The 14181-nt window shown below is 70.6% G+C and carries 10 protein-coding genes and 1 pseudogene; 4 read left to right on the top strand and 7 right to left on the bottom strand.

The window, feature by feature from the left end; all coding sequences use genetic code 11:
• Nucleotides 1-236 precede the first annotated feature (236 nt).
• Complete coding sequence (locus tag FNH04_RS03195; RefSeq protein ID WP_152780066.1) at nucleotides 237-773, top strand: dihydrofolate reductase family protein; 537 nt, start codon at nucleotides 237-239, stop codon at nucleotides 771-773.
• Between the two features lie 200 nt (nucleotides 774-973).
• Here the strand turns inward: FNH04_RS03195 and FNH04_RS48880 are convergent, their stop codons facing one another.
• Complete coding sequence (locus FNH04_RS48880; RefSeq protein ID WP_152780064.1) at nucleotides 974-4729, bottom strand: nSTAND1 domain-containing NTPase; 3756 nt, start codon at nucleotides 4727-4729, stop codon at nucleotides 974-976.
• A gap of 394 nt (nucleotides 4730-5123) precedes the next feature.
• Between FNH04_RS48880 and FNH04_RS03185 the strand changes: the two genes are divergently transcribed.
• Nucleotides 5124-5693, top strand: a complete 570-nt coding sequence (locus FNH04_RS03185; protein WP_228031026.1) for a peptidoglycan-binding domain-containing protein — start codon at nucleotides 5124-5126, stop codon at nucleotides 5691-5693.
• A gap of 142 nt (nucleotides 5694-5835) precedes the next feature.
• A complete protein-coding gene (locus tag FNH04_RS03180) occupies nucleotides 5836-6537 on the top strand; it encodes a hypothetical protein (protein WP_228031024.1) in 702 nt (233 codons plus the stop codon).
• Here the strand turns inward: FNH04_RS03180 and FNH04_RS48525 are convergent.
• The 6 genes and pseudogenes from FNH04_RS48525 to FNH04_RS03155 all read right to left on the bottom strand — a co-directional run.
• Nucleotides 6534-6662 (bottom strand): hypothetical protein, encoded by a 129-nt coding sequence (locus tag FNH04_RS48525; RefSeq protein ID WP_265579994.1) that lies wholly within the window; start codon nucleotides 6660-6662, stop codon nucleotides 6534-6536. The two genes, FNH04_RS03180 and FNH04_RS48525, sit on opposite strands and share 4 nt — an antisense overlap.
• A gap of 138 nt (nucleotides 6663-6800) precedes the next feature.
• A complete protein-coding gene (locus FNH04_RS03175; RefSeq protein WP_194236528.1) occupies nucleotides 6801-8180 on the bottom strand; it encodes a cytochrome P450 in 1380 nt (459 codons plus the stop codon).
• Complete coding sequence (locus FNH04_RS03170; protein WP_152780060.1) at nucleotides 8177-9088, bottom strand: lycopene cyclase domain-containing protein; 912 nt, start codon at nucleotides 9086-9088, stop codon at nucleotides 8177-8179. The genes FNH04_RS03175 and FNH04_RS03170 overlap by 4 nt, the downstream gene beginning before the upstream one ends.
• 2 nt (nucleotides 9089-9090) lie before the next feature.
• Nucleotides 9091-9783, bottom strand: coding sequence for an acetoacetate decarboxylase family protein (locus FNH04_RS03165; protein ID WP_194236527.1), 693 nt, complete (start codon nucleotides 9781-9783; stop codon nucleotides 9091-9093).
• A 14-nt stretch (nucleotides 9784-9797) separates the two neighbouring features.
• Nucleotides 9798-10787, bottom strand: coding sequence for a Brp/Blh family beta-carotene 15,15'-dioxygenase (locus FNH04_RS03160; RefSeq protein WP_194236526.1), 990 nt, complete (start codon nucleotides 10785-10787; stop codon nucleotides 9798-9800).
• Nucleotides 10788-10999: 212 nt separating this feature from the next.
• Nucleotides 11000-11737: pseudogene (locus tag FNH04_RS03155) on the bottom strand (nitroreductase family protein); the annotation flags it as partial.
• Nucleotides 11738-12649: 912 nt separating this feature from the next.
• Here FNH04_RS03155 and FNH04_RS03150 point away from each other — a divergent pair.
• Complete coding sequence (locus FNH04_RS03150; RefSeq protein ID WP_152780054.1) at nucleotides 12650-14140, top strand: ricin-type beta-trefoil lectin domain protein; 1491 nt, start codon at nucleotides 12650-12652, stop codon at nucleotides 14138-14140.
• The last annotated feature ends 41 nt before the right edge of the window (nucleotides 14141-14181 follow it).

Here is a 14181-nt window from a genome sequence, read left to right as displayed (position 1 = left end):
ATGCTCACCGTTGGCGATGGACGCCGGTCCGCCCGGAGGGCGAATCGGCTTTCCCTGCCCTGCTCCGCAGGAGTCCGTTTCCTCCCCCGCCTGAAGGCGGGGGTATCCACGGAGGAATCCCGATGAACACCGCGGTGGCGCCATTGGACAGGTCCAGGTCGTGGCTACCGCCGGAGAAGATGTTGCTCACCGACCTATGATGCGATCCCGGCCCTCCACCTGCTTGGAGAAGACGCATGACGGATGCGGGCACCGGCAAAGTGGTCGTGAACAGGGTGATGTCCCTCGATGGGTTCATCGCCGGTCCCGGCCACACGATGGACTGGGTCTTCGAGCACATGACGTCGGCGACGTTCCCGGAGGTCATGGCGGCCACGGGCGCCATGCTCATCGGCCGGGGCACGTACGAGGTCGGCAAGCGCATGTCCGACGAGAACACCGGCTACGACGGCGGGGCGCAGTTCGTCCTCACTCACCGCCCGCCCGACGAGCCGGACCCCAGCGTCACCTTCCTCACCTGCGACATCGAGGAAGCCGTGGCCACGGCACGCCGCGCCGCCGGCGACAAGAACCTGGAGATCCTCGGCGCCGACGTGGCCGCCCAGTGCCTGCAGCGCGGCCTCGTCGACGAGATCCTGGTGTACGTGCTGCCGGTGCTGCTCGGCGACGGCGTCCGCTTCGCGCCGCCGGGCCTCGACCGGATCGACCTGGAACCGTTCAGCAACGTCCAGTCGGGCGGGGTCACCATGCTGCGCTTCCACGTGCGCAAGTAGGCACGGTCGCAACTACTGGCCTGCTGTCATGGCCCCCATCCCGTGGGGCAGGTTCCCCACTCTCGCTGAACATCAACTGGCCCGACGGTGGTTGCAGTTCATGGCGAACATCGGTCGGGATTCCAACACCCTGGGCGGTTGTCCGGGGTCACCTGCCCACCTGCCGGGGCAGCGGCCGCGTAGTCGTGCCGGCGCCGCGGTCACGGACGGCAGGCCGGCCGGTAGGGAACGGAAGGGAGGTAGGTCGCCCACTCGTGCCGGGTGAGACTGCGGCCGGCCGCCGCGCAGATTCGGTTCGTGACGTCGTTCAGGTCCAGGGACCATCGGACGATCCTGCCGTCCTCCCCACCGGAGACCAGGGCTCCCTCAGGTGTGAAGGCGAGTCCGCGGATTCTGGCGCTGTGACCGGTCAGGGTGGCGCGGGGGCGCCGGGTGGCGACGTCCCACACGATGATCGAGTGGTCGTCACCGGCGGAGGCGAGGGTTCGGCCGTCCCGGCTGAACGCGATGACCTGCACGGGGGCGGTGTGTCCACGGAGCACGGCGAGCTCCCGGTGGTTCGCGGCATCCCACAGTTTGACCGTCCGGCTGTCACCGGCGGTGGCAAGCAGTTTGCCGTCCGGGCTGACGGCGACGTCCTGCACGGCGCCCTGCCCGGTGTCGTCCCTGGTGAGGAATTCGCCCGTGGCGGCGTCCCACGCGTTGAGGTAGCCCCCGGTGCTGGCCGCTACCAGGCGACGGCCGTCGGGGGTGAAGACGAGCGAGGTGGTGAGACGCGGCGGATACGCCGATGTCTTTCGGGACGGCAAGGCCGGTTCGCGGACGTCCCAGACGAACAGGCCGAGGGTGGCGGCCGCGAGAAGGCGAGGGCCGCGGCCGGGAGCGAAGGCGATGTCGGTGGAGGCGCCGACGCCCTGGGTCGGGAACGGCTTTGACACGCGCCGTCCGCGTCGGACGTCCCAGATCGTGACGATGTTGTTCCGGGTCACCGAGGCCAGCAGGCGTCCGTCGGAGCTGAACGCGACGGCCTGGACCTGGTCCGGGTGCCCGCCCAGGGTGGCGAGTTGCCTCCCCCGGGCGTCCCAGAGGCGGACCGTCCTGTCGCTGCCGGCGGAGGCGATCACATCCCCGTCCGGGCTGACCCTGACGTCCTTGACCTCCGCGTCGAATCCGCTGAACGGGGTGTCGCGCAGATCGTGCAACACGATGGCCCCGTTGAATCCCGCGGAGGCGAGCATCGCGCCGTCACGACTGAGGGCGACGGAGACCGTCTCGGTGCGGCCTCTGTCCTGGTAGGTGTGGACGGGCCTGCGATGCCGCAGGTCCCATACCGTGACGGTGCCGTTCTCGTCGGCCACGGCCAGCCTGTCCCCGGCGGGAGCGGAGATGGTCCATCCGAAGGAGTCCGGCAGGGGCAGCCGCGGGAGTGCGGTCGGCTGCTGACCCCGGTCGAGGTTCCACAGGTACACCCCCTGGTCGTCGGCGGCCGCGGCGAGCGTGTGTCCGGAGGCGGCGAAGGCGACCTGGATGACGTGTTCGGAGGGCAGCTGGGCAATCGGTCTGCCTGTTTTCACATCCCAGACGACCGGGTCCCGCGTTCCGTCCGCGGACACCAGGAGTTCGCCGTCATGACTGAAGCTCAGCGACCCGACCGCAGGACCATGCCCGTGTCCGCGAAGAAGACGGCGGGACCCGGTGGACAGGTCGTGCAGGGCGATGTCGCCGTCCCCGACTCCGATCGCGATCTTCTCGCCGTCGGTGCTGAAGGCCATGCCGGGGCTGATCGGATCCTCGGTGAGGGTGATCACGGGTCGGCGCGTTCGGACGTCCCAGACGATGAGCGACCCCGACGTCCCGTCGGTCGCGGTCGACGCGAGACGCTTTCCGTCACCGCTGAACGCCACCTTCATGGGCCGGCCGGTGTGCCCTCGCAGGGACGCGATCCGGGTGCCGCGCCGCGGGTCCCACAGACCGATCGTGCCGTCGCCGTTCGAGGAGGCGAGCAGTCTGTGGTCCGGGCTGAAGGCGACGGCATACACCGCGGGACCGGTGCCGTTGAGTTCGGTGCGCCGTGGCGCCGCCGCGGCGCTCAGGACGCTTCCCCGGGTCGCGGAGTCCGGATGCAGGCGATCCGCTTCGATGGCCAGCAGTCCTGCCAGGTCCGGATCGGTGGCCAGGAGAGACCGCGCCTGCAGGGACAACTCGCCCGCGAGTGCTTGTAGTTGCAGTCGGCGCGCGTCCTGCCGCTGTCCTACGGCCAGGCACCCGCCCAGCACGGCGAGTACGAGAAGTACCGAGATGCCCGCGACAAGGCGCTTGAGGAGTCGGGCATGACGCCGGGCGCTGTTCTGCTCGGCGGCTTCCTGAGCACTGCTGGTCCGGAGGAAGGTGTCCTCGAGCTGGTTCAGCTCCCGGGGATGGTCTCTGGCCCAGTCACGCGCGGCGAGCAGCTGAGCGCCCCGGTACAGGGCACCCGCGTCCCTGTCCAGTGACTCCCAGGCGTGGGTGGCCTCGGTGAGCCGGCGGTGGACGACGAGGTTCGTCCGGTCGTCGGTGAGCCATCGGTGCAGCCGTGGCCAGGCCCGGATCAGCGCCTCGTGGGCCATCTCCACCGTGTCCTCGCCAAGAACGATCAGGCGTGCCGCGGCCAGGCGGCCCAGGATCTCGGCAGCCCCCGGCTCCTCGACGACACCGTCCAGTTCGCTGCGGGCGATGGGCCGCCGGGAGTCCCCGGTGCCGTCGCCCAGCGCGGAGAGTCTGAGGAAGATCCTTCGAGCTGCCTGCCGTTGCTCCACGGTGAGTTCGCCGTAGACGCGGTCGGCGGTCTGGGCGATCGCTCCGCGCACGCCGCCGGTCGCCTGGTACGCGGACAGGGTGAGGGTCGCTCCCTCTCGCCGCTGCCAGGTTTCCAGCAGCGCGTGCGAGACCAGCGGCAGCGCGCCCGGCTCCTCGGCCGCGTCAGCGAGTACGGTGGCCAGCATGTCCGGTTCCACGCCCCATCCCGCCTGGGCGGCCGGTCTGATGACGATCTCCCGCAGTTCGGTGGGGGACACCGGCCCGACGAGGAGCATCGCCTCCTCGCCCAACGCGTCCAGCAGATCGGGATGCTGGGCGAACCGGGTGAGGAAGTCGGCGCGCACACCGAGGACCACGGTGGTGCGGCGGTGCGGGCCGTGCGTGGCGTCCAGCAGCGCGGCGATGAACCGGCGGCGTTCGTCCCGGTCGGCGCAGAGCGTGAAGAGTTCCTCGAACTGGTCTACGACCAGCAGTGCCCTGGTTTCCGGTGGGCCGGTGACCAGGGCGCCACGGATCGTGATGTCCAGAGCGGCTGGATCGCTGCGCAGTTCCTCCCGCACACCATGGACATCCTGACCGGACAACTTCGCCAGCTGGTCGGACAACGCCTCCAGTGGATGCTCGGTGGGGGTCATCAGCAGGGTCCGCCACCGTTCTTCCGGCCGACCGTCTCCTGCGATCGTCCCCAGCAGCCCGGCGCGCAGGAGTGAGGACTTCCCGCTCCCCGACGCCCCGAAGACTCCGATGAGCGGCAGCCGTTCGACCCGCTCCAGCAGTCGGTCGACCAGCCGGGAGCGGCCGAAGAACCACTCCGCCTGCTCGCTCTGGAACGGCGCCAGCCCCTGATAGGGGCAGTGCTCCTGGTCCGGCACGGGCTCGGACGCGGCCACCGTTTCCGTCTCGGCGGCCACCGCCTCCCACCGCGCCCGCCACTCGGCCCGGTCGCCGCCGCACGCCTCGACGTAGGCCAGGATCACGGCCAGTGAGGCGAGCCGGTCGCCCTTGGCGGCCTCGGCCAGCGTGCTCGCCGAGTAGTGCGCCCGCTGGGCCAGGGCGCGATAGCTCGGGCTGCCTGCTCTCTCCCGCAGCCGGCGCAGCTGCCACGCAAGGCGCTGGACCGGGCCGGCTTCTGGATCCAGCGGCTTTTCCGGACGCCCCACCACATACCCCCCGTGCACGTCGTACCTGGCGTCCGTGGTCGGACGGCGCTGGATGCCTTCGCCAGGGCCCGGCCTGGGATCCCGGGTGCGGACGCCGTGATCCAGAAGGGCCGCGGTCATGTTAGGGCCAACGCCCGCATTCGGCACACAAGTTCGACACATCGGCGCAGGTCGGCGGAGATGGGCAGACATCGGCGGGTGTCGGTGGATGTCGGCGGAGTGGCTCCGATCCCCCGTCGCCTCACCATGCCGCCGCCGCGTGGACGCCGGTTTTTGTCCGGCGTTGTTTGTCCGATGCCGCCACCGCTGTCGGACAAGGCATCTCCGGCACCACGGTGGAACCGGTCACCTACCGATCACCGACTCCGGGCGATCACTCGAAGGGAAGTCGTTCATGCCGACGAATTCATCCAGACTCAGGCGCGCCGCAGCCGTCCTGGCCGCCGCGGTGGCGATGCTGACCGCCAACATGGTCACGGCCTCACCTGCTGCCGCGAGCGGAACCTACAGCGGGCGCGCCTACGTCTACGGGACTGGCTCGCACACCGACGACTGGAACGACGAGGGCATCCTGCAGAGGAGCACTCACGCGTCATCCAACGCCACATGCCTGTGGCAGGCGATCCTGTACGCGGACGGCAAGCTCACCTCCCCCTCCGAGATCGACGGGGTCTTCGGCACCAAGACCTACAACGCGACCAGGGCCTGGCAGCAAACCGAGACCAGCGAGTGGGGTGCCGACCTGGAGGTCGACGGCTCGGTCGGCGAGGAAACCTTCACCTGGGCGGGCCGGTACGTCTCCTACCTGAGTGGTAGTACCGCCGCCGGCCAAACCCTGAATCTGCGCTATGTCGGCGTGTTCGGCGACGTCACCATGAGGCGCCTTCCCGACGGCAACTACGAGTTCATCGACGGTGACGGAGCTTGGCGGAAGGCCGGCTACAACTACCGGTCCTGCAGCTGAGGCAGCACCGCACCCTCCTGAATGACGTGTGGTGCCCGTCCTCCCGGGGGGACGGGCACCATCGGGCCACTCTCCCCCCTCGGGGGACCTGACGGCCCGTCCCCCCCGGCATGAAGCGCAATCCCCCCAAGGAGACCGTCGTATGAACAGCCAACCGCCCGGGTCGATCTTCGGACCGGAATCCGGGAACCCCTCAGCGCCGTCCGGTAGGTCCACGGCGGGCCAGGCGGTGTTGGGTTGTCTGAAGCCCATCCTCGGGATCGTTCTCCTGTTCGCGGTGGTTGCCGTGGGCCGGCAGTTCTTCGAGGGCGACAAGGAGCCGACCGGCGGCTCCGGCGGCGGCGCGGGCGGCTCTTCGTCCCAGAGCGAGGAGTGGAAGGTCGGGGACTGTGCGGGGCCCGATCCCGACGACGGCGCGGACGCCTACCAGAAGCTGGACTGCGACGACTCCAAGGCGAAGATCAAGGCCCTGAAGATCATGAGCGGCAGCATCCTGCCCGACTCCATCCAGTGCCCCGGCGGTACGGACGAGATCATCGAGGTGCGGATCTCGTTCAGCTCGTCCGACGGCGGCTCGGGGCTGCCCGGTCAGACGGTCTGCGGTCGCAATCTCTCGGGCGACCACCCCGGCGATCCTGGCGCGGGAGGCGGGCAACTGGTCAAGGGCGACTGCATAAACTCGCAGGCTGCCGAGGTCGCGTGCGGAGAAGGCGGAAGTGATGTGCTCAAGGTGCTGGACCTGACCAAGACCGCGGACCAGTGCCCGTCGAAGACCACGGATCCCCTTGAGCTGACGATGGCCGTCGGCAGACCGTACGACGTGATCTGCGCCGCCCGAACCTAGCGCCTGGTTCCTGGGCGGATCCCCGGGCCCCGGCCCCCGGCCGGCACCGCCGGTCGGGGGTTGCGGACCGCGTCGAGGGACAGGTCGTCCAGCACCGACGGGTAGATGTCCTGAGTGATCAGCACGGTGCTGTGACCGACCGGCTGGTCATGGGCCAGGACGAGGCGGCGGACCGGAGCCGGCAGCTCAGCTCGGCACCTTCGCGGTGAACCAGCCTTTGAACCAGCCTTCGGCTGGTCTTCCGCCGGAGCGGTGGTGTCGCCTCATCCCTGAACGGGCCGGGGAGCGTCGGGCCGCCGCGCCCGGACGGTCATCGGCAGCGGGCCCGGTGCCAGGGCGATCCGTGGCACCGGGCGCACCGGGCGGTCGTCGTCCGGCTCCAGGGTCCAGGCACGTGCCACGGTGACCAGGGCGATCGTCGCCTCGGCGAGGCCGTACTCGTCGCCGATACATTTCCTGGCACCCGCGCCGAACGGGATGAACGCGGCGCGCGGAACGGTCGCGGCCCGCTCGGGGAGCCAGCGGTCGGGGTCGAAACGGTCGGGGTCCGTATAGACGCCGGGGTGGCGGTGGATCAGGTACGGGCTGTAGACGACCGTGGTGCCCGGCGGCAGCCGACGGCCGCCCAGGACGTGCTCCTCGGTGGTGATCCGGGTCAGCATCCAGGACGCCGGGTACAGCCGCATGGTTTCGGTGAGGACGCGGTGGGTGTACCCGAGGCCGCGCAGCGTGTCGAGGCCGAGGGGGCCGTCGCCGAGGGCGTCCAGCTCGCGGTGCAGCCGCTCGAGGGCCTCGGGATGCCGGGCGAGGAGGTGGAAGGTCCAGCCGAGCAGTGCGGCGGTTGTCTCGGTGCCGGCGACCAGCAGGGTGAAGACATGGTCGTTGATCTCCCGTGCCGTCAGCCCCTCGCCGGTCCGCTCGTCACGCGCGGCCAGCATCATCGACAGCAGGTCGCCGTGGTCGGTCCCCGAACGCTGGTACTCGTCGATGAGGGCGGCGGCATGCCGCTTGGTCAGACTCACCGCCGCTTCGAACCGCCGGTTGCCCGGGGTCGGGAGCCGCTCCAGCAGGGCCACCGGGTTCATGGCGCGCTGGTACGCGCCACGCAGCATGACCGGGATACAGCGCCGGATGTCGTCGAGGACGTGGGTGGCCGAGGCCGCAGAGAAGAGCGTACGGAGCAACACCCGCACGGCGTACTCGTGCATGGCGGAGCTGACGTCGATCCGGCTTCCGGAGCGCCACGCGCCGGTCATCGCGGCGGCCTCCTCGCGCATCTCCTCGGCGTAGCGCGGCAGTCGCCGGGGATGGAAGGCGGGCTGCACCAGCGGCCGGTGCCGTCGGTGCACCGACCAGGGCGAGCTGATCAGTCCGTCACCGGCGTTCTGCCGGATCCGGTCGAAGATCCGGCCGCCCTTGTCGAACGTCCTGGAGTGCACCAGGACCTGACGGGTCAGCTCGGGGTCGCAGACGAGCAGCGCGGGATCCGGCCCGAGCCTGATCTCGACCATGTCCGCGTCGTAGCCCACACCGGTCAGGAAGCCCAGCGGGTCGCGGACCAGCGCCGGCGCGTGGCCGATCACGGGCAGTGCGCCGGGGGCGAGCGGGACGGCGGGGCGGACACCGGTGAGCGCGGACCTCATCGTGTCTCCTCTCGTTCTCGTTGGTCGCGCGGATCGCTTCGCCCGCTTCGTTCTTGTCGTTCGCTTCGGTCGCGCCGATCGCGCTGATCGCCTCGGCCGCGCCGATCGCTTCGGTCGCGCCGGTCGCCTCGTGCTCGTATTTCCTGCGACACACGGCGGGGCAGCCATCCGGCGGCCCGCGCGCGCATCGCCGGATCGTCCAGGAAGAGCACCGTGTGCACCACGAGCACATTGCCCACCAGGAAGATCAGCAGGTCCTCCGCGGGCAGGCCGAAGGGGCGCCAGCCGACCGACCGGGCCGGATCGATCCACCAGATGTCCTGCCTGATGGCGACGAGTTCCAGTAACCACAGCCACAGGGTGGCCGGCACGATCGTGACGAGCCACAGCCGCCACCGCGCGAGCAACGCGCCCGTTCCGGCGACCAGTTGGACCAGTATCAGCGGGCCGAACCAGACGAGGATGCTCATGGTGTACGTGGCGTGCGGCGATCCGCTGCTCGCGATCGCCACGGTGACCGCGACGATCAGGCCCACCGTCGACAGCATGGCCGCCCGTGCCCGGTCCGGGCGGATGTCACTGCTGGGCAGCCGTCCGACGAACAGCAGCGCCCACAGGCCGACGAACAGTCCCTGGCAGGCGAAGAGCAGCAGGTCCTCCACCGGGATCCGGGCGATCCAGCCGACGACCTTCTCCGGCGGGTAGACGAAGATGCCCCGGTCGATCATCCACTGGTCCCACGGCGCCGACCAGCCGGCGGAGACCGGCACCAGCAGGACCACGACCGGCAGGGTCCGGCGCAGTGCCGGGCGCAGCGCCGGCTCGTGGGCCACGCGCCGGGCCACGGCCGTACCGAGCAGGAGGGTGGGCACGACCAGGAAGAGCAGCAGCAGGGTGAGGTAGGACATGGTCACCGGTCCGCCGGGAGATCCGTGCTGCGTACGCCGAACCGGGCGTCGAAGTCCCGGATCGCCATGTGCGTGATCACGGATCCGCTGTTGAGGAACGCCAGTTCGCTGTCCTCGGGGACGACGAGCTCGCCGCGCCCGACCTGGAGCCGCCCGCGCATGGCGCAGACCGTGCGGCGCAGCCCGGGCCCGCAGTCCTGACGGATGATCAGGTTCGACGGCCAGCGGCCCGGTACCGTGAAGCGGGGGGTGAAGCGGTAGGAGGCAAGCTCCGTGCCGCCGACGGCGATCGACCCGGCGAAGCCGGTGCCCCCGTGCTGCTGGAAGGAGAAACCCGCCAGTTCCTTGGGGATGCGCCACAGTGCGCGGCCGCCTTCCATGGACGGTTCGGTCTCCACCCAGATCCGCAGGACGGTGCCGGTGAGCGGGAGCGTCAGCCGGGTCATGGCCGTGACCATCAACTCCCGGTATTCCAGGACGCTTCCGCGCCGGTAGTCCACCCAGACGACAGCGGCCAGCACCGATCCGTCGCGCCGCCGCACCCGGATGTGCTCGGGGAGCAGCTCCGCCGGGACGCTTCCGGGCGCCATGCGCAGCAGCACTCCGAACATGTCCCCGCGCAGCACCCATGGAGCGGGCGGGTATGCCGTGCCGGGCGTGTCCGACGGGCCGGGCCGGTGCTCGGGGTGGGTCATGAACTCCTCCTGCATCAAATGTCCGACGTGTGGGCCGCTTTCCAGCGGTCGTAGCGGAGGACCGCGATCGTGTGCGGCACGATGACGGCCGCCAGCAGCACGATCAGCCAGTCGCCCGGCCCGAAGTGAAGCAGTGCCTCGGACTTCGCGCGCAGGAGGACGACGGCCACGGCGCCCAGGACGACGGTCGCCGCGGTGGCGACGGCCATCGTGCGGACGAGGTCCGCCGCGGTGAACGGCGACGGGGTGCCACGTGCGTCCGCGTAGAGGCGGACGTACTGGCGCAGGGAGTGCCACGCCGCGAAGTACACGCCGAAAGCGGCCAGCGGCGGAAGGACCAGCACCAGCGCCAGCAGTGCCGACACCTCCACGGCGTCCAGCCACTGGCGCCGCCGCACCGCCCCGACGACGAAGAGACAGACCGCGACGAGCGTGGCGGCGGCCGCGACCAGTATCGGCCCCCGCAACTCCCGGGCGAGGCCCGGCGAGATCACCTCGAAGAGCCGCCGCACGTGCTCCGGCCACCGGGCGAACGAGACGAACGCGAGCGGGCCGCCGTACGCCAGCACGGCCACGGTGCCCCAGCGCGGCGGAAGGCCACGGCGTTCCCGCGCCAGTGCGGCGTCGGAAGAGCCGAAGTGCACCGCCGACACAGCGATGACGAGCCCGAGGCCGATCACAGGCATGACAAGCGTCGCGGCCGTGATGACCGCCACCCCCGCCAGATGCAGCCCGACCGTCCGCACCAGCGCCCGCCCGTGCAACGGCCCCTCGCCCGACTGCGGCAGCAGATGGTCGACGGTCCCGTGCGGTGTCCCGAACAGCAGCGCCAGTACGGCAAGCTCCGGCAGGTCGTGCCCGCCGCGCAGAGTGGGTACGGCGAGATAGACCGCCACGGCAAGCGTGACGACCGCGAGCGACAGCCACGTCACCTGCCCGAGCAGGACCGGCAGTGGCCGCTGGCTGCTCGGCCCACGTGCCGGTACCGGGACGGCCGCGCTCACCGGTTCACCCGACTGCCGCACCGACAGGGCTGGGTCCCGGGCCGGGCACCGGCGGCGCCCACGTCGGGTGGGACCGCGGACGGGGCGCCGTCCATACCTCCGGCCTCAGGCACGACAACGGACGAGACCTCGGCCGTGCCCTCGGCCGTGCCCTCGGCCGTGCCCTCGGTCGGCCCCTCGGCCGTGCCCTCCGCCGGCTGCCACGGCCCGCCCCAGTGGTCCCGGTGCGTCACCTCCGGCGCGGGCGGTCGGGTGACCGGGCCCATGCGGCCGAGTGGGCGGCCGACGGGGACGATGCCGTAGGTACGTACATGTCGGGGAATGCCCAGGACCTGCTTGAACTCGGCTTCCAGGCCCAGGTGCCAGATCGTCAGGGTCGCGGCCAGGCCGAGGCTTCGGGCGGCCAGGAGCAGGTTCTGCACCCCGGGATAGACGCTCGCGGCCGCGCCTTCGCCGAGCATCCTGCTGTTGGCCGCCATCCGCAGCACTCGCCGTGGGCCGAGGGCCAGGGTCCGGCGTAGTACGCCGCCCAGCCCGGCGCGGTGGGCGGGGTCCCACATGACGTGCATGTCGTAGCAGGGCACGATCAGGGCCGGGGTGGCGGCGAAGTTGTCCCGTTGGTGGCGGATCGCGGCCACCATCCGGGCGTACGCCGCGTCGCTCATCGCGCGGGGTGTGACGGTGCCCAGCGTGTCCAGGTACCAGTCGACGGCCACCCGCCACAGGTCGGCGAGCCTGGCCATCGTCTCCCGGTCGGTGACGACGACGAACCGGCAGCCCTGACCGTTGCCGCCGGAAGGGCCCCACACGGCGGCTTCGACCAAACGCTGGAGCAGGTGGTCGGGTACCGGGTCCGGGGCGAGGCGGCGCATGGCGCGGGTCGTGGCCATGATCTCGAAGAGGGGCGCGTCCTCGCCGAGGACGACCGGGTGCGTGTCCGGGGTACTCATCTCGGTCCACCCACGCCCTTCAGGCGGCCGCTGATGCGTTCCGCGGTCGGCCGGCCGCTGATCGGCGCCATGCGGACGCCGGCCCCCGGCCGCGTTCCGGATCCGGCGGGGACGATGTCCGCCGCTCGCAGGTTGCCGGGCTGGAAGGGTCGGCCTGCGAGAAGGTAGGCGCGGCGGCGAACTTCGGGGATGCCCGCCGCGCCCAGCCACTGTCCTGGTGACGGTTTCATCGGTTGGGGTCCGCCTCTCTCCTTCCCGCGTCGCGGGGGCGAACTGCGGGCTGTCCGTAGCGGTGTTCCGTGGGCGCGTCGAGTGTGGGACGGCGTGTCCGGTCCGGGAACGGTGTCCCACGGAAGTACGGCCGGTCGACCGCCACCCGCGGTGGGCCTGGGCAACCGGTTCGGGCGGCGGGCGAATCCTTCGGCCATATCTGCGGACTCCACGGTTTCGACGCCGCAGTCCCCAGGGCGTTCCTGTGGATGCGGGCCGATGAACCCGATGAACCCGATGAACCCGGTGGACGCGATCGGCGCAACGACGGAGCAAGCGGGCGGGCTGCCCCTGCTCGCGGGCCCGACACCGCACGCGCCGGTGTGGGGAAGGTGCCGACCGGTGGCAGCAGGCCGAAGCGTGTCGCCGCCCTGCTCGCCGACGGCCTGCCGGGCTGCCCGGCCCTCGACTCCACCGGCCGCTGAACCGCTCCGGGTCCAGTGCAGGGGTCTGTCGTGTGTCGGAACCGTCACGGGTCTTGTCACCAGGGCGGGCGCCGTGCCAGTGTCCCGGCCATGGTTGCGTAACCATGGCCGGTTTGAGGGGCCCGGGTGTCTGTACCCGGACCCTGGCTCATCACTGCCTCGGCTCAGGTGACGAACCCGCACTCCGCCCTCCGCGATTCACGTCACTGGAGACGACATGACCAAGACCCTGACGAGGTCGAGAAAACTGGCCGGTGTGATCATGGCCGGCTTCGGCGCGGCACTCATGTTCCTGACCGCCCCCGCCCCCGCTCTCGCCCAGTCGGCCGCCGCGGCATCAGCCGCCCCGCAAGCGCCGGTGGAAACCACGTCGAAGGGCGGTAGCGGTACCAGTGCCTTCCGCGGGGTGAACTGGGCGGACCCGCGGGACAACTACGCCGAGGACGCCGTGGTGCCCAGCGGGCTGTCGGTGACCGACGACTACCGCACCGTGTACCGCACCACGGGTCGCATGGTGCGCGGCTTCAAGAAGAACCTGGGCGCCAACACGCTGCGACTGCCGATCAACCCGGCGACCGTGGGCACCAAGTGGTGGAAGTCGTACCGGGCGACGATAGACGCGGCCACGGCCTACGGTGACAAGGTCATCGTCAGCTACTGGGAGGCCAACACCAGCAAGGACGGCCTGGTCGACGACACGGCTGCCTGGAACACGATGTGGAACACCGTGGTGCGGGAGTACAGGAACAACCCGCGGGTCTACTTCGAGCCCATGAACGAGCCGCACGGCTACACCCTGGACCAGTGGGTGTCCGTCACCAGTGGCTGGCTGGCCCGGCACAAGGACGTCCCGCGCGGCCGTGTCGTGATCAGCGGCACCGGCTACAACGACAACGTCACCGGTGTCGGCGCGGCACGTGAACTGCGGGGAACGCTGCTGTCACTGCACTTCTACGGGTTCTGGGCCAGCCACACCCGGCAGGCGGACTGGGTCGCCGACCTCGAAGCCCGGATCGGCGGCTACGCCCACCGGACCATCATCGACGAGGCAGGCGCCCCGATGACCATCGGACTGAACTACGGCGCATGGGACGGCAACATCTACACCTCGTATCTCGCCGCCGTGACCAACACCGCCCGCAGCAAGGGGATGGGACTGGTGTACTGGCCGGGGCTGAGGTTCGGCGACGCCTACTCGATCGAGTCGCTGGACTCCGAGGGCAACCTGGTGGACAACAGCGCCACCGGAGTCGCGCAGCTGCGCTGGGGCTACGGCTTCGGCACGACCCCGCCCGTCAACGACCTGCCGCCCGCGCCTCCCGGTGAGGTCCTGCGCGGAGTGGGCTCCGACCGCTGCGTCGACGTGCCCGGCTTCAGCACGACCAACGGCACCCAGCTCGACCTCTGGGACTGCAACGGCGGCGGCAACCAGACCTGGGACTGGAACGCGGACAAACAACTCACCGTCTACGGCAACAAGTGCATGACGGTGGGCGGCACCGGAGCCACGGCGGGAGATCCCGTGGTCATCTCCGACTGCACCGGCGCGACGGCACAGCAGTGGAACGTGAACGCGGACCTCTCCGTGACCAGTGTCGCGAACCCGGCGCTCTGCCTGGACGCAGCCGGAGCAGGTACCGGCAACGGCACGGCGATCGATGTCTGGTACTGCAACGGAGGCAGCAACCAGCAGTGGACCAGGAGCTGACGCCGGCACCCGTTCACGTCGACCGCTGATCCAGTGATCCA

The sequence above is a fragment of the Streptomyces phyllanthi genome (genome assembly GCF_009377205.1).
Lineage (GTDB): Bacteria > Actinomycetota > Actinomycetes > Streptomycetales > Streptomycetaceae > Streptomyces > Streptomyces phyllanthi.
This window is presented reverse-complemented; position numbering and strand designations above follow the sequence as displayed.